20 protein-coding genes are annotated in these 20,618 nt (G+C 38.2%); 4 read left to right on the top strand and 16 right to left on the bottom strand.

Annotation, left to right across the window (positions count from 1 at the left end; all coding sequences use genetic code 11):
* Window positions 1–60: 60 nt before the first annotated feature.
* The gene (locus tag QVA17_RS07455) at window positions 61–609 is read right to left on the bottom strand and encodes a hypothetical protein (protein ID WP_034245050.1); all 549 of its coding nucleotides are present in this window, start codon (window positions 607–609) and stop codon (window positions 61–63) included.
* A 230-nt stretch (window positions 610–839) separates the two neighbouring features.
* On the opposite strand from QVA17_RS07455, the gene QVA17_RS07450 reads away from it, so the two are divergent.
* Window positions 840–2,585, top strand: coding sequence for a 1-deoxy-D-xylulose-5-phosphate synthase (locus QVA17_RS07450; protein ID WP_287387508.1), 1,746 nt, complete (start codon window positions 840–842; stop codon window positions 2,583–2,585).
* Between the two features lie 687 nt (window positions 2,586–3,272).
* On the opposite strand, the gene QVA17_RS07445 is transcribed toward QVA17_RS07450, so the two are convergent.
* Both QVA17_RS07445 and QVA17_RS07440 read right to left on the bottom strand, forming a co-directional pair.
* Window positions 3,273–3,476, bottom strand: a complete 204-nt coding sequence (locus QVA17_RS07445) for a hypothetical protein (protein ID WP_027430154.1) — start codon at window positions 3,474–3,476, stop codon at window positions 3,273–3,275.
* A 9-nt stretch (window positions 3,477–3,485) separates the two neighbouring features.
* Complete coding sequence (locus QVA17_RS07440; protein ID WP_287387506.1) at window positions 3,486–4,253, bottom strand: AlkZ-related protein; 768 nt, start codon at window positions 4,251–4,253, stop codon at window positions 3,486–3,488.
* A gap of 656 nt (window positions 4,254–4,909) precedes the next feature.
* On the opposite strand from QVA17_RS07440, the gene QVA17_RS07435 reads away from it, so the two are divergent.
* Window positions 4,910–5,161, top strand: a complete 252-nt coding sequence (locus QVA17_RS07435) for a hypothetical protein (RefSeq protein ID WP_287387503.1) — start codon at window positions 4,910–4,912, stop codon at window positions 5,159–5,161.
* An 85-nt stretch (window positions 5,162–5,246) separates the two neighbouring features.
* Complete coding sequence (locus tag QVA17_RS07430; protein ID WP_287387501.1) at window positions 5,247–6,026, top strand: prolipoprotein diacylglyceryl transferase; 780 nt, start codon at window positions 5,247–5,249, stop codon at window positions 6,024–6,026.
* A gap of 64 nt (window positions 6,027–6,090) precedes the next feature.
* Here the strand turns inward: QVA17_RS07430 and QVA17_RS07425 are convergent, their stop codons facing one another.
* From QVA17_RS07425 to QVA17_RS07395, 7 genes are all read right to left on the bottom strand, one after another.
* Window positions 6,091–7,413 carry a sensor histidine kinase gene (locus tag QVA17_RS07425; RefSeq protein ID WP_287387498.1) on the bottom strand — a complete coding sequence of 441 codons (1,323 nt, stop codon included), beginning with the start codon at window positions 7,411–7,413 and terminating at the stop codon, window positions 6,091–6,093.
* Between the two features lie 168 nt (window positions 7,414–7,581).
* Window positions 7,582–8,250: a response regulator transcription factor gene (locus QVA17_RS07420; protein ID WP_103953289.1), complete on the bottom strand. Its 669-nt coding sequence runs from the start codon at window positions 8,248–8,250 to the stop codon at window positions 7,582–7,584.
* A 1,099-nt stretch (window positions 8,251–9,349) separates the two neighbouring features.
* A complete protein-coding gene (locus QVA17_RS07415) occupies window positions 9,350–11,113 on the bottom strand; it encodes an ammonium transporter (RefSeq protein ID WP_287387495.1) in 1,764 nt (587 codons plus the stop codon).
* Between the two features lie 355 nt (window positions 11,114–11,468).
* Window positions 11,469–11,996, bottom strand: a complete 528-nt coding sequence (locus QVA17_RS07410) for a DUF3990 domain-containing protein (RefSeq protein WP_287387493.1) — start codon at window positions 11,994–11,996, stop codon at window positions 11,469–11,471.
* Between the two features lie 236 nt (window positions 11,997–12,232).
* Window positions 12,233–12,628 carry a C-GCAxxG-C-C family protein gene (locus QVA17_RS07405; protein ID WP_287387490.1) on the bottom strand — a complete coding sequence of 132 codons (396 nt, stop codon included), beginning with the start codon at window positions 12,626–12,628 and terminating at the stop codon, window positions 12,233–12,235.
* A gap of 2 nt (window positions 12,629–12,630) precedes the next feature.
* Window positions 12,631–13,248 carry a 4Fe-4S binding protein gene (locus tag QVA17_RS07400; RefSeq protein WP_287387488.1) on the bottom strand — a complete coding sequence of 206 codons (618 nt, stop codon included), beginning with the start codon at window positions 13,246–13,248 and terminating at the stop codon, window positions 12,631–12,633.
* Window positions 13,238–13,447, bottom strand: coding sequence for a 4Fe-4S binding protein (locus tag QVA17_RS07395; protein ID WP_287387486.1), 210 nt, complete (start codon window positions 13,445–13,447; stop codon window positions 13,238–13,240). The genes QVA17_RS07400 and QVA17_RS07395 overlap by 11 nt, the downstream gene beginning before the upstream one ends.
* Before the next feature lie 156 nt (window positions 13,448–13,603).
* Here QVA17_RS07395 and QVA17_RS07390 point away from each other — a divergent pair, with 156 nt between their 5' ends.
* The gene (locus QVA17_RS07390) at window positions 13,604–13,942 is read left to right on the top strand and encodes a winged helix-turn-helix transcriptional regulator (RefSeq protein ID WP_287387485.1); all 339 of its coding nucleotides are present in this window, start codon (window positions 13,604–13,606) and stop codon (window positions 13,940–13,942) included.
* 752 nt (window positions 13,943–14,694) lie between these two features.
* On the opposite strand, the gene QVA17_RS07385 is transcribed toward QVA17_RS07390, so the two are convergent.
* The 6 genes from QVA17_RS07385 to QVA17_RS07360 all read right to left on the bottom strand — a co-directional run bounded on the left by QVA17_RS07385 (window position 14,695) and on the right by QVA17_RS07360 (window position 20,313).
* Window positions 14,695–15,705 (bottom strand): ATPase P, encoded by a 1,011-nt coding sequence (locus QVA17_RS07385; RefSeq protein WP_287387483.1) that lies wholly within the window; start codon window positions 15,703–15,705, stop codon window positions 14,695–14,697.
* 12 nt (window positions 15,706–15,717) lie between these two features.
* Window positions 15,718–17,184, bottom strand: coding sequence for a carbon starvation CstA family protein (locus QVA17_RS07380; RefSeq protein WP_287387481.1), 1,467 nt, complete (start codon window positions 17,182–17,184; stop codon window positions 15,718–15,720).
* Between the two features lie 241 nt (window positions 17,185–17,425).
* Window positions 17,426–18,619 (bottom strand): SLC13 family permease, encoded by a 1,194-nt coding sequence (locus QVA17_RS07375; protein ID WP_287387479.1) that lies wholly within the window; start codon window positions 18,617–18,619, stop codon window positions 17,426–17,428.
* A gap of 144 nt (window positions 18,620–18,763) precedes the next feature.
* Window positions 18,764–19,309: a prolyl-tRNA synthetase associated domain-containing protein gene (locus QVA17_RS07370; protein WP_287387477.1), complete on the bottom strand. Its 546-nt coding sequence runs from the start codon at window positions 19,307–19,309 to the stop codon at window positions 18,764–18,766.
* Window positions 19,310–19,381: 72 nt separating this feature from the next.
* The gene (locus QVA17_RS07365; RefSeq protein ID WP_287387476.1) at window positions 19,382–19,855 is read right to left on the bottom strand and encodes a GNAT family N-acetyltransferase; all 474 of its coding nucleotides are present in this window, start codon (window positions 19,853–19,855) and stop codon (window positions 19,382–19,384) included.
* A gap of 47 nt (window positions 19,856–19,902) precedes the next feature.
* A complete protein-coding gene (locus QVA17_RS07360) occupies window positions 19,903–20,313 on the bottom strand; it encodes a peptide deformylase (protein WP_287387474.1) in 411 nt (136 codons plus the stop codon).
* Window positions 20,314–20,618 lie beyond the last annotated feature (305 nt).

Below are 20,618 nucleotides of genomic sequence, written 5' to 3'. Positions count from 1 at the left end.
AAATTATCTACTTATATTATATTGGAAGATTAAGGAAATGTAAATATACTGCCCCTAGCTCTAAATTTCCGGATACTCGCCCACGCTCTTGCCCAAATATCCCATGATTCGTAGCTCATCTTCGGAATCTGTGAGGGCGTTGTGCATTTCCCTATAATCCACCTCGCCAAACATGGAGAGGATGCACTCAACTCTATAGTTTCTTTTAAGTCGTCCGGTGCCGCAACACTCGGCGTTTTCTGGGATTGCTTGATTATGTTGTTTGTATGCGGCTAGCTTTAAAATGTCGCGCCATGTGAAATCTCGAAACTCTGGAAGGTGACGCTTATCAAAATTGGCATTGTAGGCCAAAAGGTCAGTGACTTCATTTTCATATAAATAAGCTCTCATCTGGGAGAGGGCTCCTTCGCGGTCCGTCTTGATAGATGGGATACCAGGAATTTCAAGAGTTTTAGAGTACATGCCGCCCTTCTTTGCAGCCTCAGTGATTATCCAATAGTTGCTGCTAAGGGGCTTAAAATCCTCTTCCGAAGCGATAACCACGCCTATGGACATGACCTCATCGCTCCAAGTTGTTTCTGTATCTATAACTGCAAATTTTTTTGACATTTTCATAATCTCCTTAGGGCTAATTTTCTTAATAATATTCGCTATTTATCATAACATAGATAGTGTAATATAAAATTGTACTCAATTTTATTAATTTTTTCCAAAATTTTTTATGAAACTATTGACCGAACCCCGTTTAAAGTCTATAAATGAACTAAGCTTTGCAGGGAGGGGCTTAAGGGCAGCAAAAGCCTTATGACCTTAAAATTTGATATACGAAAGGAGTTTCTATGTATTTAGAAAAGATAAATGGACCTGAAGATGTTAAGAAAATTGACATTAACAATCTACAGACACTTGCAGATGAAACAAGAGCGGCCGTCATTAATAGAATCAGCAATATTGGTGGTCACAAGGGCCCAAATCTTGGTGTGGTTGAATTAACAGTGGCACTACACTACGTGTTCAATTCGCCAACAGATAAGTTTGTATGGGATGTCTCTCATCAAAGCTATCCACACAAGATTTTAACTGGTAGAAAAGAAGCCTATCTTGATGCAGAGCATTTTCGCGATGTGACTGGTTACACTAATCCCAATGAGAGCGACCACGACCAGTTTAAGATTGGTCACACATCCACTTCGGTTTCACTCGCCCTCGGACTTGCAAAAGGCCGTGACGTGAATAATGGAACTGAAAATGTTGTCGCAATTATCGGTGATGGATCGCTTTCCGGTGGCGAGGCCCTTGAAGCCTTGGATTACGCTGGTGAGTACGATAAAAATCTTATCATCGTTGTTAACGATAACGATCAAAGTATTGCTGAAAATCATGGTGGAATTTATAAGACACTAAAAAAATTACGTGACACTAAGGGCGAGGCACCTAACAATTTCTTTAAGGGATTCGGGCTCGACTACATTTACATAGACGAAGGCCACAATATTCCTGCCCTCGTAGAGGTTTTCAAAAAAGTTAAGGACATCGACCATCCAATAGTCGTACACGTTCATACTATTAAAGGTAAAGGACTTTCTTATGCTGAAGAAAATAGAGAAAGTTGGCACGCTGGTGGCCCATTTAACATAGAAGATGGATCACCAAAGAATAAGCCTACTAAGCCAGCGGACACAACAGTTCACGACAGTTTGGTAGAGCTATTAGAAACTGATGATAAAGCCGTTATTTTCAACGCTGCTACCCCAGCATCCCTTGGATTTATCGGTGAAGAAAGACAGGGTTATGCAAAACGCGGACGTTTCGTTGACGTTGGTATTGCTGAGGAAAATGCTATGGCTATGGCAAGTGGTGCTGCTAAAAATGGCGCTACTGCTGTATTTGGTACTATGGCTCCATTCCTTCAGAGAACTTATGATCAGCTATCACACGATTTGTGTTTAAATAATAACCCAGCTACTATCCTAGTTTTAAACCCAGGAGTGTACGGCATGAACTCTGATACTCACATCGCACTTAGTGATATCCAGTTCTTTGCCCACGTTCCAAATCTTCTTTATCTTGCCCCAACAAGTAAGGAAGAATACGTTCAAATGTTTAAATATGCCACAAGCCAGAAGGCACATCCAGTTGCAATTCGCGTCCCACGTAAATTTACGACTGATGGCATAGCTGATAACACAGATTATTCCTTAACAAATAAGGCTAAGGTAATTAACAAGGGTAGCGACATCGCTATCGTAGCTGTTGGTTGCTTAGTCCCAGTTGCCCTTGAAACAGCTAAGGCTTACAAGGAAAAGACTGGTAAGGAGGTCACAGTTATTAGCCCTAGATTTTTAACTGGACTTGATACTGATCTTCTTGACTCCCTAAAGGAAGACCACAAGCTTGTTATTACTATTGAGGATTGCTATCTTGACGGTGGCTACGGCCAGCGCATCGCGTCCTTCTACGGTGATAGCGACATGAAGGTTAAGAACTTAGGTTTAACAAAGGAGTTCCATTCAGACTTTAAGCCGGATGAACTTCTAAAAGAAAACGGAATCAGCGCCACTGGCTTACTAGCCCTTATGGACTAACTAAACTCTTTCATAGCGAGAAAGTAAGCTAGAGCTGATGAGGCCCCGCAGGTGACTGCGGGGCTTTTTTAGTGGTTGGGGGGTGAGGTGTTGTTGTGGGACGGGAGTGGGGCGCGGTCGGACGCAAAGGCGCTTCGCTGTTTGCTGTGACGCTGGCTTCCGGGGATGGCCGCTTGCTTTTGTTGCTGGAACGGAATTGGCGGTTTAGCCGGGTTTTTTGTTAAATTCTCGGCAGCGTTAGGGGTGAGTTGACCTAACGCTAGGTTTTTTCGCTATTGGGATTATGGAAAATTTCCTAGAGCACACAACTTGCTTTTATTTTGGCTCCGGAGGTGGTTTTTGGCCGGAGGGAGTTGACCTAGCAACTTCATTTTCTTGCTTTAGTCCTACTTTCCCACTATTTATAATACTCATTTTTTAAAAAGTAATACTTACGAGCAAAAAAGTCTGGATTAGGTCACTACAAACTCACATTTCAACCTTTAAATTTAGGGGCAATTGACCCAACGCGAAATTATCATTCCACAGGGATTAAAACTCTAAATCTATTTTTCTAAATCATTGACCTAACATACAAAAAAAGACCGCTAGGTCCTAGTTTTCAGAAAAGAATCCTTTTTAGCCCCAATTCTTAGCTAAGCCTAACGGTCTTATATTAAATTCTTGGTCGCGACCACAACTTGCTCTCTAGCCCTTTAGCAAGTTCTCCAACTCTTCCTCAGAAATTTTCATACCCTTTACTAGAGCTAGCTCATCTACTTTTTCATCTAAGATTTCCTTATACACGTAGCCATGCTCGCCTTTGAAAGTAAGGCCGCACATTAAAGGTGCATTTTCAGCTCTTTCTTCACAACCAAAATCAGCTTCACCAATATTTATAAGTTCTAACATAATCTTCCTCTATATATGCTTCTTACCAATAATCTTTATGATATCTTTCTCTTCTGCCTTTGGATTTAGCTTGAGTACCTGGTTATAAATCTTTTCCCAAGACTTTGTTGAATCTTCGCCATAGGCACTTGTTACTAAATCGTAACCCCAGATAACTTCTGGTGGCTGCATAATAGAAACTGCCATGCCGTACTCATTTCCTGTCTTTTTGTTGGTTCTTCTTCTAAAGTCGGAAATTACAAGGTAGAGATTCATTTGCAAAGAAGTAATAATTCCAGGATAATTCTTAGCTCCGTCCTTGCCAAAACCCGCGAGTTTCTTGAGTTCTGTGGAGAGAATCTCGTCCTCTTTCCAGACAATGTCGCCCTCGTCGTCTTCTTGCATGTAAAAATCCATGATCATCTTTTCTCTTCTGCTTGCCTTTCCATCTGCATAGCGTGAGTCAAAGTCGTAACCGTCTCTCCTTGCATTTGCAAAAATCGGCAGCCATTCCTTACTAATAAAACCTGCCCTCTTGTCAAAGAACTTGCCATAGGCAACTTCCTTAGAACGAGCGATGATTTCTCGCCATTCCCAAGGATCCTTGTCTTTAATGCCGGTCCACCAGAAATCTGCTGCCACCATCTCTTCTAATGAAAAGCCTTCCACCTCATTTGCGAAAAATGGGAGAAAACCAATCTTATTCACTAACTCCACGACCTCTTGCCAAGACTTAATTCTTGAAGAATCGTTTATGGCCTTGCCCTTCATGTACCAAATTCCATCTATTTTTTCCATTGCGTTCCTTTCATTGCGTGTTTCTATTCAAATCTCGCCATGCGAGACTTGGCGCGGGATTTGCGCAAGCTTTAGCTTGCAAATTTCAGGTGCAAATCCCTGCGCATCCAAAGCGGAGCGTATATCTCAGAGCATCTGAGATATATTCTTATCTTTAATAGGCTTATTATAGCATTAATCCCATATTTTTGTAGAGGTTTCCTTAACTTTAAGGGAAGTTATTGTGATTTTTCGTGAGGGTTACAATTAACGAGGGATTTTTGATAAATTACCTGTATTCTAAATGAAGAAAATCAAAAGAAAGTGTTAAAATTTCTACGTTTGCATGTCATTTTTATATTTATACATATATTATAAAAATTTTATATATGTCTTATACTTTTTATAAAATTTTTTCTATTTTATTCGTATTGTACAACTGTATATAATTTTACTAGATATATAGCTTGTGGACACAGTTCACAAAGCTTTCACAAATTCAAAACATTTACTATTTGTTAAATCACCTCACAGCCCGCATTATTACTGGTTTTATGTTATATATTTATTTTTTTATCAATAATTTTTGCACAATCTATTCATGTTGACACATCTACGATTCTATGTATAATCAATACTTGTTTAAACGAGATAAATGAATAGGAGGTAAAAAATCCATGGGAGTAGCTTCATTAGTTTTAGGTATTATTTCTATCCTTATCGGACTTTTTTCAGCAGGTGCATTAGGTTGGTTAGGAGCTATTTTAGCAATTCTAGGTATTATCTTAGGCGCAGTTGGTAAAAAGAATCCTGCGAAAAGTGGACTTGCAACAGCTGGTATGGTTTGTTCAATTATTGGCTTAATCTTATGCCTAATATTATACATCGCATGTGCAGCTTGTGTAGGTGGATTAGCATTATCTTTATAATTTAAGATTGCTAGAGAAATACACAATGATTATAAGGCTTCTGTGTAACATCATAGAAGCCTTGCTTATTATTTAGGAGATTTTTATGCATTTATATACTAATATATTTGGATTAGTTACAGTTCCAACTTATGGTCTTATGATCGCAATCGGCGTAATAATTGCAAATATAATAGCTCTTTTTCTTCTTAAGAAAAACAAATTCGATATAAATGATTATATTATACTTGAAGGCTATTGCTTAATGGGAGCTTTTTTCGGAGCAAAGCTTTTATACTTGGTTGTATCATATAAAGACATAGATTGGTCTAGAATACTTGAACCTGCTTACTTTAACGAATTAATGTTAGGTGGTTTCGTCTTCTATGGCGGTTTAATTTTTGGTTTAATATTCGTCTTTATCGGTGGTAAAATTCATAAAATAAATACAGTTCTTTTTATTCGTGAATTTATATTTCTAATTCCTTTAATTCATGGATTTGGTCGAATTGGTTGTTTTATGGCAGGATGTTGCTACGGTGTACCTTATCACGGTCATGGTGCAGTAATATTTCCTGAGAACTCATATGCAATATCAGGAATAGAATTATTCCCAATCCAAATCGTAGAAGCTGTGTTATTATTCTGTATTGCAGCTTTAATTTTATTCTTAAGAATTAAAAACAATTTCCATTATACAGTGGAACTTTATTTTATTCTTTATGGTATCACAAGATTCATATTAGAATTCTATAGATATGATGCAATTCGTGGTGTATATTTTGGAATTTCTACATCGCAATGGATTAGCATCGTAATGCTTCTAGTAGCTTTAGGATTATTAATCACAAGCAAAATACAAAAGAAGGCTACTGTAATTCTCTAATATTTTTATATTGGAGAATTACAATAGCTTATATTTTTAGACTATTTTCTTTTCTTAATCATATTTAAAACACTACCTTCATAGTCGTTCCAAACCCCGGCTCACTTTCAAGCTCGATCTTAGCGTTGTGGATTTCCACCACATGCTTCACGATTGAAAGGCCAAGGCCTGTGCCACCGGTTTCTTTCGAGCGGCTCTTATCAACTCTATAAAATCTCTCGAAAATTCGCTGCTGGTCTTCCTTTGGAATTCCAATGCCGTTATCCTTCACAATCAAGCAAGCTTCAGGATTTGCTGTAACAACGACCTCAACCTTGCCACCAGGATTGTTGTAACGGATAGCGTTCTGAATTAGATTTTCTGCGAGTTCCCTAAGCATGTGGCTGTTGCCCCTGAGCCTGCAAACTTCACCCTTTAGGCTAAGCACCACGCCCCTTTGCTTTGCGCCAAACTCAAGATTTTCCACGCACTCGCTAACAATCTCATAGAGATTGAGCTCCTCAAATGAAGGTTCTCTATCACTTCTATCAAGCTCTGAAAGCCTGATAATATCTGTGATTAAGGCAAGTAATCTATTAGAGTTCTTTCTGATTTCGTGGTAAAAATGTTTTCTCTTTTCTTCATCCACAAAATCCCCCTCTAAAAGCTCCGCATAGCCTGAAATGGCCGTTAGCGGTGTCTTTAGCTCATGAGAAATATTTGCAGTAAAATCCTGTCTTACCTTGGCGGCCGATAAAACCTCGTCGTGCTGCGCCCTGATAATCTCCGTTAGCGGCTCAAGCTCCTTATAAGGTGCCTCGTAATTGACATTATTAAAGTTCTTCGCCATATTTTCAACCGGTCGCAACAACTGCTTTGTAAGCAAATGTGAAAGCAAAACGCAAATCAAAAGCAAAGTCATGATAATCACGACTATTACTGGGGTTGCAGACATAAATACCGAAAACAAGCTATTTACATCTGTTGCCACTCGTAAAACTGTGCCATTATCTAGCAAAAGCGCATAATATATGGTGTTGTGGTTCATGGTGTCTGAAACACGAGTAATCTCGCCATATCCATTTTTAAAGGCCTCCTGAATCTCCGGCCTATCGTAGTGATTTGAGAGGTCCGCAGCCTCGGCATCATTGTCGTAGAGCACAGTTCCATCCATGTCCACCCAAGTGATTCGAAGCTCCTGCACATCCGCCGACAAATCCATGCTCGAAAGGTCCCCGTCAGTGGATTCAAAATAGTTCGTATCCCTCAAAAGCTTCGCCGTAACCGCCAAGTCATTTTTCACCTGTCTCTGGAAAATATTGTAGTAAACAAGCGTCGTTCCAAGCACCGTAAAGGCAATGGCGATAATCGCGATAATCATAAGTCTTATGTTAATTTTTGTTTTCATATGAAAATGTCACACTTCTTTCCATTTATAATATGTCCTAAACCATGTCCGATTTTTTCAATTATTGCTGTAAGACATTAACAAGTCCATAAAATATTTACAAGTCTTCATCATTCCATAATAGAATTACAAATCCTCGTAATTTCATAATAAAATTACAAATCCCCATCACTCCATAATATAACCCACATTGCGCACTGTTCTGATGCGATTTCCATAGGACTGCAGCTTCTTTCGTAAAGTCTTTATGTGCATATCTAGGGTTCGCGACTCGCCCTCGTAGTCGATACCCCAAATTCGCTCCATAATAGTATCCCTGCTAAGCACGATGCCCTTGTTTAGCAAAAGGAGGGAGAGCAATTCATACTCCTTGAAGGTGAGCTCTACATTTTCACCATTAATGCTCACCGCGTGCTTCTCATTGTTTAGATGCAAATCGTCCAAAACCAGCTCCTTAACTTCCTCCGGAGCAGACCTGCGAAGCAAGGCCTTGACCCTGGAAATGAGCTCCATGACGGAAAATGGCTTCTTAATGTAATCGTCCGCGCCGTCCTCGATGCCCCTCACCAAATCCAGCTCCGTAGTCTTGGCTGTGACCATGATTATAGGCATCTTCTTTGTATCCGGATTGCGGCGCATTTCCTTAACAATCTCGTTGCCGCTCTTGTCAGGCAACATGATATCCACAAGGCAAATGTCCGGCTGCCTCTCCGCAAGCTTCCTATAAAAATCCTTGGCACAGGCAAAGCCCATGACCGTGTAACCCGCAGTCTGCAAGGCATACTCCTCGATTTCCCTAATATTTTCATCGTCTTCGATAATATATACTAATGCCATTTGTTCAACCCCTTTAATATTCGTTACCTTTATTATGACTTATATTTTGAAAATGTCTAGCCTAAGGGTAACATGGCTTTGTAAAATCTAGGTAAAATGCGGCGGGTGGGACGGGACTTTCTTTCCTTCCCCGCTTCTATTCGACAACCGCAGCTTTACAACCCGCCCGCCTATTCCATGGCGGGTGGGATAGGCGGCTACTATCTAATGAAACTACCGTTTGAGTCCTCAAAAAAGCAACTTGTCCCCAAGGATTTAGAAAATCACTTCTTTTTTCCTCAATATTGAGACACATTTTCCCCAAAACCCACAAAACTAAAACAAAGAAAAAGAACACTGCAAAATACAGTGTTCTTCTCCCATAGGAATTATGTAGTGTGTCTTGTTTGCAGACACCAGAAAGGAAGTGTCTACGTTGGAGTTTTTTCTGTCTACATGGAGTTTTAATCTGTTTTGAATTGATATGTAGACACGAATTATATCTATATAAATTAATAGATAACAAATCTAGTCGGTTGCCAGGCGACAACCCTTATCAATCGGGACTTTCCTATAATCCCTTTGTTACTCCAAAAGGGGGTAACAACTAATTTTCTCGAACCCACTGGCATGTTGGTTCATTAACAAAGTAAAATGTATTATATGATTAACGAAAACTCGTTACTTTAAAGATTAATAGATTAATTTACTACATACGGTGAAGTCCTACCGTTTGGTCATCCCCTCTCAGCCGAATAGCGAAGCGCTTTCGGCGTCCGTTAGTCTCATCATTCCCGGCAATTTTTGGCGTCCGGACTTCCCAAAACTTCCGGCCTCCTCTTAGCCCTCCGTCTCTCTCCTTCCAGCCACAGCGTAGCGCTTGGCGTCCGTCCCTTCCCAACGGGAGGTGTAAACCAGCCGCTAGGGCTGGGGGGTATTTAAGCAGACTGTCTTGACTCCGTCGCTACTTTGCTTGCTGGCCCACTACTGTGGGGCAGGAAGCTTAGTAGCGCTACGAGAGTCAACAAGCGAGAGCGAGTCTGCGAGAATGCCGCCCCAGCCCGCAGCGGCGTCCGTCCATCATCCCCCGTTGGAGAGACAGAAGCCAAACGGGAGCGCCTTACTCCACATCAGCGAGAGCACTAGCGTCTTCCTCGCCAGTTCTTATCTTAACGACCTTACTTACATCATAAACAAATATCTTTCCATCTCCGATATGACCTGTATAAAGAGCCTTCTTTGCTGTCTCAATTACTTCTTCAACTGGGATCTTGCTTACAACGATTTCAAGCTTAACCTTTGGAAGAAGAGTTGCATCCATTTCAACACCTCTATACATTTCTCCAGCACCCTTTTGGATACCGCAACCCATAACCTGAGTAACTGTCATACCTGTTACACCTAAATCATTCATTGCCTTTCTTAACTTGTCATAACGAGAAAGTTTAGCAATAATTACAACCTTATGAAGAACTGCATCCTCACCGTCATTTCTAACAACCTTAATAGCTGTATCTTTAAGGGTTCTAGATGCATTTTCATAATCAATAACACCAAGATCTGTGTTAGCATTAGCTTCCATTTCCATGCCTGTAATATCCATGATTGAGAAGCCTGCATAAGCTGATGCAAGACCATGCTCTGTAGAATCAAGACCTGTAAGCTCTTCTTCCTCAGAAACACGAAGACCAAGTGTTGCATCAATTAACTTGAAAGTGATAAATAATGTTACTGTTGCAAAACTTAAAGTTGCAAACATACCAAGAAGCTGAATTCCTAATAATTCAAAGCCGCCGCCCATGAGTAAACCTGAGATAACGTCACCATTTGCATTAGCGATTGCATAACCAGGAACTGAGCTATCTGCAAGTAAACCAACAGCAACTGTTCCCCAAATACCGTTTAACATATGAACTGCAACGGCACCAACTGGATCATCTACTCTTAATACATAATCAAGGAACCAAACACCAAATACTACTAATAAACCAGAAACAATACCTACTATAATTGCACCAAAGGCATTAACTGAATCACAACCTGCTGTAATACCAACTAAACCAGCAAGGGAAGCATTAAGGCACATTGAAACATCTGGCTTCTTATATTTTAACCAAGTGAAAACCATTGTTGTTACTGTAGCAACTGCTGGCGCAATTGTTGTTGTTACGAAAATGTGACCTAGCTGATCTACAGAAGTTGCAGCAGCACCGTTAAATCCGTACCAACCAAACCAAAGAATGAATACACCTAAAGCACCGATTGGAATGTTGTGGCCTGGGAAGGCATTTACCTTAGTAACCTTGCCCTTCTCATCCTTTGTAAACTTACCGATACGAGCACCAAGAATCCAAGCACCGATTAAAGCACCGATACCACCTACCATATGAATACAGTTAGAACCGGCAAAATCGTGGAAGCCTATTTGAGCAAGCCAGCCGCCGCCCCATGTCCAATGAGCTTCGATTGGATAAATAAGACCTGAAATAACACCTGAATAAACACAATATGAAATAAATTTTGTTCTTTCAGCCATAGCACCTGAAACGATTGTTGCTGTTGTTGCACAGAACACTAAGTTAAATACAAAACCTGACCAATCAAAAGATGCGTAATTTGAAAATATATCTAAATTTGGAATACCAACTAAACCAAATAGAGCATCTTCGCCAAGAAATAAACCAAAACCGATGAAGATAAACATTACTGTACCGATACAGAAATCCATTAGGTTCTTCATAATAATATTTCCTGAGTTTTTAGCTCTTGTAAAACCTGCTTCAACCATTGCAAAACCAGCTTGCATCCAGAATACTAAAGCTGCACCTATTAAAAACCACACGCTAAAGACCTGTGAGTTTACTGCTTCTAAAACATCATTCATAAATAACTTTCCTCCTTTGGACTTTCATCCATTTACCAAACACACTCCCTAATATAAATAAAGCGCTGCTAAGGTGGACGTCTCACCCTAACAGCGCCTTTGCTGTAAATCTTTGTGTTTGTATATTTTTAAAGCAAATGTTTATCTCTCCTAAAAGCCACTAAGTCTAGATAAACAAAAAGAGCGCTTAAAGATATCCTCTATCTCTAAGCGCCTTTGCTTTTATGTTTTAGATTGTATACAAATACTTTTTTAGTGTCAAGAATAAATTTAATATTTTAATATTGTAAAGCATTTTTTGAAAATGTGACTAATAATCTAAAGTTCCTAAGAGACTTTAAAATCTTAAGTCATTTTACTCAAACTTCTCCATAGCCTTAGCAAATTCTTCGTTATACTTTTCTTCCTCTCGCTTTAGGACTTCCTTCTCCTTAGAAACATCAATAATCTTTATGGCATCTAGCCAATGTAGATTCTTAATTCCCTTTATAGTTTTAATTGCCACTTGTCGATATTCCGGGCCTATTAGCAACAAACTTAGTGCCTCTTCATGGTTCAGAAAGCCACTAGTTATAATGCCTAGACTATCGTATAACGTATCATTTGCCACAGGACCAATAACTACATCTGCCTCTATTGTATCCTTCTGGCGTCTATTATTAAAAATGTATTCAAACCAATCTTTATTTCTTTCAAATTCAACGACCTTTAGGCCCTCTAAATCTAGCCTATACTCGTTTATGTAAAAATTCTCTCCGGCCCACTTATTTACAAAGTCCCTGTCTGGGCTAAGATAAAAACCCTGACCAAAGTCAGCATTTTTCCTACCATGAAAAATATCTGGCTGTTTTATCAACTCACTACTAGCATGAAACAATCTCATAGCCATCCCACCTTTTCCTCAAAAAATATGTATTGTTAATCTCGATTTATTATCAATATCTTACCATTTATAAACACCAAAAGATAGTCAATTATGCAATCTTATTTTTTAGTTACAGGGGCGGCTCGCCTGACGGCTGGCTGTAAATCTAGCTAGAAAAAAGCGGCACACCACAAGGCGCGCCGCTGTATCTCATGTCTAAGTTTTAATCTTGCGATACATTTTCACAAGGCCATTTATTCTTCGATTGGACAGACCTCTGAAAGGGCGAGTACTGCGTTTCTTACGCAATCGTTACATGGACAGACTACCTGACCTGTAGTAATTCCCTTAAGATCCTTGCAAATTGTAGCTCCGCATTTTTCATTAAACTTAGCTAGAATTTCCTTAGAATATCTAGGTGTTCCCTTAGCGCCTGTTAGCTGGCCGGCTGTCATTACAGCTCCGATTAGGGCTCCGCATGTACTTTCCATGCAACCCATACCTGCAGCAAATCCTGCTCCAACTGTCATTAACTGCTCATTTGAAAGATCGAATTTATCCTCGAATGCAGCTAAAACTGCCTGTGTACAGTTACATTTTCCTGTTGCTTTAAGACTTACCGCTAAGTCAGCACGTTCGTTTATTGTCATAATTATTCCTTTCCTTTTGCCTTTAATTTACAAATTCCTTGAGTCATAGTTCCCATTGGACAGAAACTACACCAAGTTCTCTCCTTAAAGAGTAACATTACAATAAGGCCTATTAGTGTTGATGTCAACATTAGGCTGTAAAAACCGAAACCAAATTTTGCTACCCAATCAGGAAAGATACTACCATTATAAGCCCATTGCCATGGAACTTTAAAGGTCCAGAATAACTTGATTGCTTTTCTTAAACTATCTGTTCCTGAAAATACTAAATATGTTTGAAATACCATATTGGCAAACATGGTTAAAAAGAAGGCCAAAAATCCGTATCTAAACCAATTAGAAGAGAGAAACTTTGGAGCCTTTTTCTTCCTTGATAGCTTTAATTTGTTACCTAAAAACCAGAATAATTGTCCTCTGCCACATAAATTGTTGCAAAAATATTTATTGCCCGCAAAAATTGCAACTATGAGGGGTAAAATAAAGTCAATTAATCCTAGCCAAGCAAACAAAATGTTAAAAAAGCCTAAGGCAAAATAAATAATTGACCAAATATAAAGATAATCCATCCACGATTTCTTTCTTTTGGGTTTCTTGATCTTTACATTGTTACTATTTGTCATTTGATACCTCCACTGTTTCTATACTTATTGTGTCCGCTGGACAGGCCTTGGCGCATATACCACAACCTACACATTTCGCCATATCAACCACTGAATAACATCCTCTAAAGATGCTAATTGCGCCTCTTGGACACTGCTTTTGACAGACACCACAAGCTACACAATGGCTTACGTCTACTTTTGCCTTTCTTTTAACCATCCTTGCTTCCTTTCAAATTTTTTATTTTTATCTTGCATTTCGTACAAGATAAGTTTATTATATGTGGTAAGAAAAATATATCAAGTACGCAAAATTTATTAACCTGGTAAGAAAAAACTGACTAATGAAAATGTAATGCGATTAAAGGAGTTAATTATGGCAAAGAAAAAAGAACCTCTATGTGATGATATTGCAGGAAATGGCTGCGGTTTAAAGAAAGTATTAAACATCGTTGGTGGAAAATGGAAAATCATGATCTTATGTGTCATTGATAATAATGAGACTGTGCGCTACGGCGAGCTTAGACGTTCCGTTTACGGCATCACTAACACTATGCTTGCCCAGTCCCTAAAGGAGCTTGAAGCTGACGGATTGGTAAACCGTCTTCAGTTTGATGAAATGCCAGTAAGAGTGGAGTATTCCCTAACTGAAAAGGCTAAGTCAATGATTCCTATATTATTGGAGTTAAAAAGATGGGGCGAGGCGAATTTGTAGTGGGGGATGGCGGGGATGCTGTCTCTTCCGGGACTTTCAGAGAATTCTTTTGTGCCTATAGTGGTGCTATTTCCTTCCGGATAGGCACTGGACTTATAGGGACTATGTCGACTTTAAATTGTGCCGTCTCTTCCGGGACTTTCAGAGAATTCTTTTGTTCCTCTTGGGGGCTTTTCCCTCTCGGATAGGCACAAACTTCCTAGTCTATCTCATCCCGATTTAGCAAGTTTTGACTTTTCCCACTAATCTTCTGAAAAAAGTCACACACAAAATTGTAAAAAAAAGACACGATTTGGCTATAATCCACTTATACGTTTATAAAAGTCACAAGAATTTTTCAATTTTCTAGTTAAGTCATAAAAATTAGAGGCTTCTTGTGACTTTTTAGTTACTTAAGCAAGAAAAAGTCACAAGCAAAATTTTTAGCTCTTAAAAAACTGTGCCTTTTTTCCTTTGTTAAACTTCATTGCAGGCACAAACGCCCCGAAAATACTAAGCTGCCGGGACACACGGAAGAATTCTTCTGTGCCTATAGGAGGGCTTTTCTCTCCCGTTTAGGCACAATGCCCCAAAACTATCTCATCCCAAGTTAGCAAGTTGTGACTATTCCCGCTTATTTCGCCCACAAAAGGCACAAGATCCCCGTAACATATACAATACCCCAGACCACACTACACCCACGATGGCTAAAAAGCAAAAAAAGATGCTACTTACGCAAGCGTAAATAGCATCTTCATCATTCATTGTCTATTTTAAGCATAATCCGCAACTGTAAACAGTGGCTTTACGACTACGACTTCGTCGTATTCTTTTTGTGTTACAGTAACGCTTGGATTTAAAGCTTTTAAATCCTTCTTTACGAGCTCCATAGCTCCATCTATTGTAGTTGTTCTACCTTCTCTGATTACTCGAATCATTCGTTCACACACAATTGGGTGGGCATAGATTGCAGGTAGTGGGAAGTTGCTTATTTTCTCAAGCTTACTTTCCATCTCAGAAAGGGTGTTGCGGTAACAATTGTCGCCATAGCGCTTATTATTAGTACCAGTAGGTAGTACGTGAGATGATATTACAAAGAAAATAAATGCAAATCCCAAAAGCACATAAACTCCACCAGTCTTTATTCCACTTGTCATTACAAGATGAATTCCGAAGGCGGCACATACTGCTGCCGCTAAGAATACTGCTACGGCTAAAATTCTGTATGTTGGATTAATAGAATCAAGAGTTCTTTTTTGTTTAGCATCATAGGCTAAACGTGTGCTTAATTCCCTATCCTTTTCAAGTTCAAGCTTTGCTTTATCTAAGATATCAATTGTTTGAATAGCTTCCTTAGATAATTTTTTTACAAAACGCGCACGTTCTTTTTCTTCAGCCTTTCTTAATCTTTTTTCAGCCTCAACGGAATGTGTTGGCATTTTCGGATAAGCCTCGCTTATGGCATCAAGCATTAAATCAACATGCTCTTCATATTTGAAATTACAAACTTTCTTAGTACCATCTTTGAATTCTACAACAAGATATGGAATTGAGCCAAATAAGCCCTTTCCCGTAAATCCACCTTTGCTCATTGCAACTCTTTTATAAACACGCGATACATTTGCCATATCAGCATAATAAACCCTATCTAGATAGAAGCTATTAAGATATATAGCCTTTTTTCCTAATCCACAAGGACCATATTTAACTAGATTTTTCTTATCCTCTTTCAACTCCTCAACTGTTAAATTAGAAGAGCCTAGAGCTTTTGGTGTAAATATCATAACCCCACTCCTTTACTGGTTTTGCTCTGCTTTTGATCTTCTCTTTGTTGCTGCAATAAATAATCCTAAGAAGAGGATTGCAACAATAATACCTGCTGGATAAGCAACTAATGTGTTGTTCTTTAAGGCAGGGATTAAACCTAAGCATTCTGGAGCCATTACAAAATATGTAATAGAAACTGCACTCATAAATGTTGCAGGAACTACTGTGATCCAGTAATTTTTCTTATTTATGAATAGATACATAGATGCAGACCAAAGAACAATCATAGCAAGTGTCTGATTTGTCCAGCTGAAGTATCTCCAAATAATTGAGTAATCAATGAATCCAAATGTATTACCAAATCCAAGGATAGCTCCTATACCAAGAAGTGGAAGGCACAAAAAGAAACGATTCTTAACCTTGTTCTGATCAATTTTAAACCAATCTGCAATTGTAAGACGAGCAGAACGGAATGCTGTATCTCCTGATGTAATAGGACAAGCTACAACACCAAGCATAGCTAAAATAATACCTACTGAACCCATTGTCTTTGCACAAATTGCATAAACTGTTGTTGAATTTCCACCACCAGCTGCTACAAGTCCTTCACTACCATAAATTGCACAACCTGCTGCTGCCCAAACCAAGGCAATAATGCCTTCAGCTACCATTGCACCATAGAATACAAATCTACCTTGTTTTTCACTCTTTAAGCAACGAGCCATAAGAGGAGACTGAGTTGAATGGAATCCTGAAATAGCACCACAAGCTACTGTGATAAACATAAATGACCAGATTGGTGTACCTGATGGATGCATATTTCTAAAGTGTGACCAAATTTCTGGTACCTGATATCCACCTGCAAATGTACCGATAATAACACCGACTGCCATGATAATAAGGCAAATACCAAATACAGGATAAATACGACCAATAATCTTATCAATTGAGATAAAAGTTGCGATGAAATAATAGATAAGAATAATTGCAAGCCAGAAAGGTGCACTTGTAAGAATTCCTGAAACTCCATTATTTTTGAATAGTACAACAATTAAACCTGCAGGACCAACTGCAAATACTGTACCAACCATAACTAGTAAGATTACGGAGAATACTCTCATTACATTTTTCATAGTCTTACCAAGGTAAGTACCGGTAACTTCTGCAATAGAAGCACCTCTGTTACGTTCTGATAACATACCTGAGAAGTAATCATGGACACCACCGGCAAAAATTGTACCGAATGTAATCCAAAGAAATACTACAGGACCCCATTCAGCACCAGTTAAGGCACCAAATATAGGACCTAGTCCTGCGATATTTAGAAGCTGTACTAAGAACAGTTTCCAGAGAGGCATGACAACATAGTCAACGCCATCATTTAAAGCGATTGCTGGTGTTTCACGATCATCTGGTCCAAATGTGCTTTCCACAAATTTACCATATGTGAAATAGCCAGCAATTAAGATAAATAGACAAATAAAAAAGCTTACCATATAAAATACCCCCTTAGATGCTTTTTACACGTAGCAAATCTTAAGATAAGTCTCATAAGTCTATAAAGGTGGATATAAATTACGGCTTATGATTAGCCACCTTCAAGGTTTTCTACTGTCTCTCATTATAATACTTTTAGGGATTTTTAACAATCTTTTTTGTATTTATAAGACATTTTTAGGATAAATGTCTTAGCATTTTGTATTCAACTATTCTCATTCTATTGAAATTATATTTTTATTATCTAATAATTAGCCATGTTACAATTAAAATTGCCAGAAAAATTATGTTATATCCTGTGAATGTTTTCATGTATTTTCCAGTGTTTTCCTTGTATTCCTTGGTGTAGGCCTTATAGGAAATGAGGCTTGCCATGGAGGCTATTAAAGTTCCAAGCCCACCAACATTTACACCAATAATTAATTCCTTATAGTTTGCTGTAAAGCCAGACAACATCAGGGTTGCAGGCACATTACTTATAAACTGGCTTGTGATTAGGGAAATGATGAACTCGCTATTTGCCATTACATTTTCCAAAAAGTTCTTTATAAGTGGAATTCTTCCCATATTGCCTGTAAAAATGAAAAATCCTATGAAGGTCAAAAGTAAGATATAATCTGCCTTAGCGATTAGCTTTCTATCAAGCACTAAAACTGCAACTAACACGATTCCTACAAAGATGTAATATGGAATTATACGACCTACAGTAAGTAAAGCGATAATGAATAGGATGCTAAAGACTAGAACCTCTCTTCTATTTAGAGAACTTCCTGTCTTGGTCTCTTCCTTTTTTGCAGTCTCTTCTAAATCAGAATCTTTATCCACAGACTTTTCTAAATCTGGATTTTTATCCACAGACTTTTCTAACTTATCAAGACCTGCATGTCTTTTATTTACAAAAAATATGGCAACAACTAAAAGAATAAAAGACATAACGCTATAGGGCAGCATAATTTTACAAAAATCTATTAAACTAAGGCCTGTAAGCCCGTACATATAGAGATTCTGCGGGTTACCAATAGGTGTTAACATACTACCTAGGTTTGCTGCTATGGTTTGGAGAACGATTATAGGTATCATTACATTTTCCAAATTCGCCCTTCTTAAAATCATAATGGCAATGGGCACGAAGGTGATTAGGGCCACATCATTAGTTATAAACATACTTAAGAAAAAGCAGATAAATACTAAGATTGCCATTAACTGCCAAGGCTTACTAAACTTGCTAATTAGCTTATTGGCTAGCATATCAAAGAGATTGTTTTTCTTAAAGCCTTGAATTATTATCATCAATCCCCACAAAATTCCAAGGGATCTAAAATCTATATAATCTATGTACTTGCCATCTGGACGCACAAGAAGCGCAGACACTATTGCTAGTATCCACGCTACTGTCATCACGATGTCCAATTTTTTCAATTTATCAAAAATCATCGTTTAACATTCCTCTATTTCTAGGAGATGTTTTATGCAGCTTTTTTCTTCTTAATAACTAAAAAAGCAGTTACACATGCAGCTGCAATTGCAGCGATTACAAGCTGAATCTTCATAAAATCACCTCCATCTCTTTATATTTTTCTAATCCTCACCTAACAGATGCACGATTCTTGCCTCATGCCCTACTGCTGGTAAATATTTTTCAAATACATCGGCAGTTTTAAGCTTCAAGCTGGAAGTATTAATGCAAGGATGACAACCGATATATTCATCCTTTAACACATCTTCATCAACTAGGAGCTGCACTGCATTTTCCTTATCATTCATAAGTCCCATGATGCTAACGGAGCCTGGTGTGATATCAAGATACTTCTCCATATCCTCGGCATCTGCAAAGGATAATCTTGCTGAGTTTATCTGTTTTGAAAGCTCCTTAGTCTTAAACTTCTTATCTCCAGGCATCATGAGTAAGTAAAAATTCGTCTTCTGACGATTGCATAAAAATAAATTCTTACAAATGACTACTTCTAAAACCTTATCTATTTCATTGCAAAGTTCCATTGTACTTGCTTCTTCATGATCTGTTCTTTCATAGCCAATTTCTAATTTATCTAGTAAATCATAGACTCTTATTTCTTTATCTAATCGATTCGACGTACATTCGGGTCTACCTTTGTACAATTCCATTTTAACACTTCCACCTTTCTTTTAATAGCATTTCTATCGTAAAGATTTTATGAATATTTTATTGTTTAGGGCTTATTCTGCCAAGGCATACTCCATCCTCACATGCATAATTCCTTCTTCAAGGAATTCTTCTGAAACCACCTTAAAGCCAAACTTCTCGTAAAACTTGATAGCATGGGTCTGAGCATCAAGTTTTAATTTATTAGTATGAAAATGATTCTTTATTCGCTCAAGTCCTTCTTTTAGTAGTATTCCTCCATCGCCTCTACCATGAGTTGTTGTAAGAACACGACCAATCTTAATAAAGTTATCTTCAACCTTAAAAGCTCTAAGATAAGCAATTACCTTGTCTCCTTCCTTCATAAATACATGAAGTGCATCATAGTCGATATCATCCATATCCTGATATACGATATTTTGCTCCACTACAAAGACTTCTGCTCTTGCCTTAAGTATTTCGTAAACTTCTTTTGATGTTAATTCATCAAAAGTTTTTGCTTCTATATTTATTTTCATATATTTCTTAATTTCCTTTTTATCTTTCATATTTCGATTTACTAGTTGCTAATAGCTACGCTTTTTTCTTTAATGATTTAAATCAAATCTCCGCTAAAATGCTGGATTTCATGCTGTATTATCTGTGCTGTAAAACCTGTGTACTTGCCATGTTTCTTATTGAAGTTCTCATCTAAATAATCCACTTCGATTTCCTCATATCTTGTACAAGGTCTGCTGCCTTCAAGAGATAGACAACTTTCTTCTGTCTTATACTCTCCTTTTTTAGCAGTGATCACAGGATTTACCATTGCAAACATAAAAGGTCCTGCTGCCACTACAATTATCTGCTTCTTTACACCAATCATGTTAGCTGCCATGCCAACACATCTTTCTTTATTAGCTTCTAATGTATCTAATAAATCCACTATAACCTGCTTATCTGCTGTTGTTGCAGGCTCTGACTTTTGTTGTAGAAATAGTGGGTCTTTAACTATCTTTTTAACCATAAAAACTCTCCTTTATAACCTAGTCCAAGTTATTAGGCTAAGTATAGCATGATTATAGTGAATGTGGGAATTTTTGTTATATGTGGGTGCTGTGGGGCGATATAAAAGAAGTTTTTAGGGAAAATTGGGGCTGGTGTCTTTAGTAGCCGGTCGGTGAATACGGTTAAATCGCAGTTTTTTCCAACTTGCTTGTATGGGACGATATATGACTAAGATGAATTGAAAAAATTTCGGGGAAGCATGCAGGTAAAATGGAGTGTGTGAAAGTTTTTCTGTAAATAAGATATCCTAAGATAATTGACGAG

Origin of the sequence: Lachnospira sp., assembly GCF_016290755.1 — a bacterium.
Taxonomy (GTDB): Bacteria; Bacillota; Clostridia; order Lachnospirales; family Lachnospiraceae; genus Lachnospira; species Lachnospira multipara.
This window is presented reverse-complemented; position numbering and strand designations above follow the sequence as displayed.

Coding starts and splice junctions, on each gene's coding strand:
- QVA17_RS07455 (WP_034245050.1), bottom strand. CDS start 609: ATGTCAAAAAAATTTGCAGTTATAGATACAGAAACAACTTGGAGCGAT.
- QVA17_RS07450 (WP_287387508.1), top strand. CDS start 840: ATGTATTTAGAAAAGATAAATGGACCTGAAGATGTTAAGAAAATTGAC.
- QVA17_RS07445 (WP_027430154.1), bottom strand. CDS start 3,476: ATGTTAGAACTTATAAATATTGGTGAAGCTGATTTTGGTTGTGAAGAA.
- QVA17_RS07440 (WP_287387506.1), bottom strand. CDS start 4,253: ATGGAAAAAATAGATGGAATTTGGTACATGAAGGGCAAGGCCATAAAC.
- QVA17_RS07435 (WP_287387503.1), top strand. CDS start 4,910: ATGGGAGTAGCTTCATTAGTTTTAGGTATTATTTCTATCCTTATCGGA.
- QVA17_RS07430 (WP_287387501.1), top strand. CDS start 5,247: ATGCATTTATATACTAATATATTTGGATTAGTTACAGTTCCAACTTAT.
- QVA17_RS07425 (WP_287387498.1), bottom strand. CDS start 7,413: ATGAAAACAAAAATTAACATAAGACTTATGATTATCGCGATTATCGCC.
- QVA17_RS07420 (WP_103953289.1), bottom strand. CDS start 8,250: ATGGCATTAGTATATATTATCGAAGACGATGAAAATATTAGGGAAATC.
- QVA17_RS07415 (WP_287387495.1), bottom strand. CDS start 11,113: ATGAATGATGTTTTAGAAGCAGTAAACTCACAGGTCTTTAGCGTGTGG.
- QVA17_RS07410 (WP_287387493.1), bottom strand. CDS start 11,996: ATGAGATTGTTTCATGCTAGTAGTGAGTTGATAAAACAGCCAGATATT.
- QVA17_RS07405 (WP_287387490.1), bottom strand. CDS start 12,628: ATGACAATAAACGAACGTGCTGACTTAGCGGTAAGTCTTAAAGCAACA.
- QVA17_RS07400 (WP_287387488.1), bottom strand. CDS start 13,248: ATGACAAATAGTAACAATGTAAAGATCAAGAAACCCAAAAGAAAGAAA.
- QVA17_RS07395 (WP_287387486.1), bottom strand. CDS start 13,447: ATGGTTAAAAGAAAGGCAAAAGTAGACGTAAGCCATTGTGTAGCTTGT.
- QVA17_RS07390 (WP_287387485.1), top strand. CDS start 13,604: ATGGCAAAGAAAAAAGAACCTCTATGTGATGATATTGCAGGAAATGGC.
- QVA17_RS07385 (WP_287387483.1), bottom strand. CDS start 15,705: ATGATATTTACACCAAAAGCTCTAGGCTCTTCTAATTTAACAGTTGAG.
- QVA17_RS07380 (WP_287387481.1), bottom strand. CDS start 17,184: ATGGTAAGCTTTTTTATTTGTCTATTTATCTTAATTGCTGGCTATTTC.
- QVA17_RS07375 (WP_287387479.1), bottom strand. CDS start 18,619: ATGATTTTTGATAAATTGAAAAAATTGGACATCGTGATGACAGTAGCG.
- QVA17_RS07370 (WP_287387477.1), bottom strand. CDS start 19,309: ATGGAATTGTACAAAGGTAGACCCGAATGTACGTCGAATCGATTAGAT.
- QVA17_RS07365 (WP_287387476.1), bottom strand. CDS start 19,855: ATGAAAGATAAAAAGGAAATTAAGAAATATATGAAAATAAATATAGAA.
- QVA17_RS07360 (WP_287387474.1), bottom strand. CDS start 20,313: ATGGTTAAAAAGATAGTTAAAGACCCACTATTTCTACAACAAAAGTCA.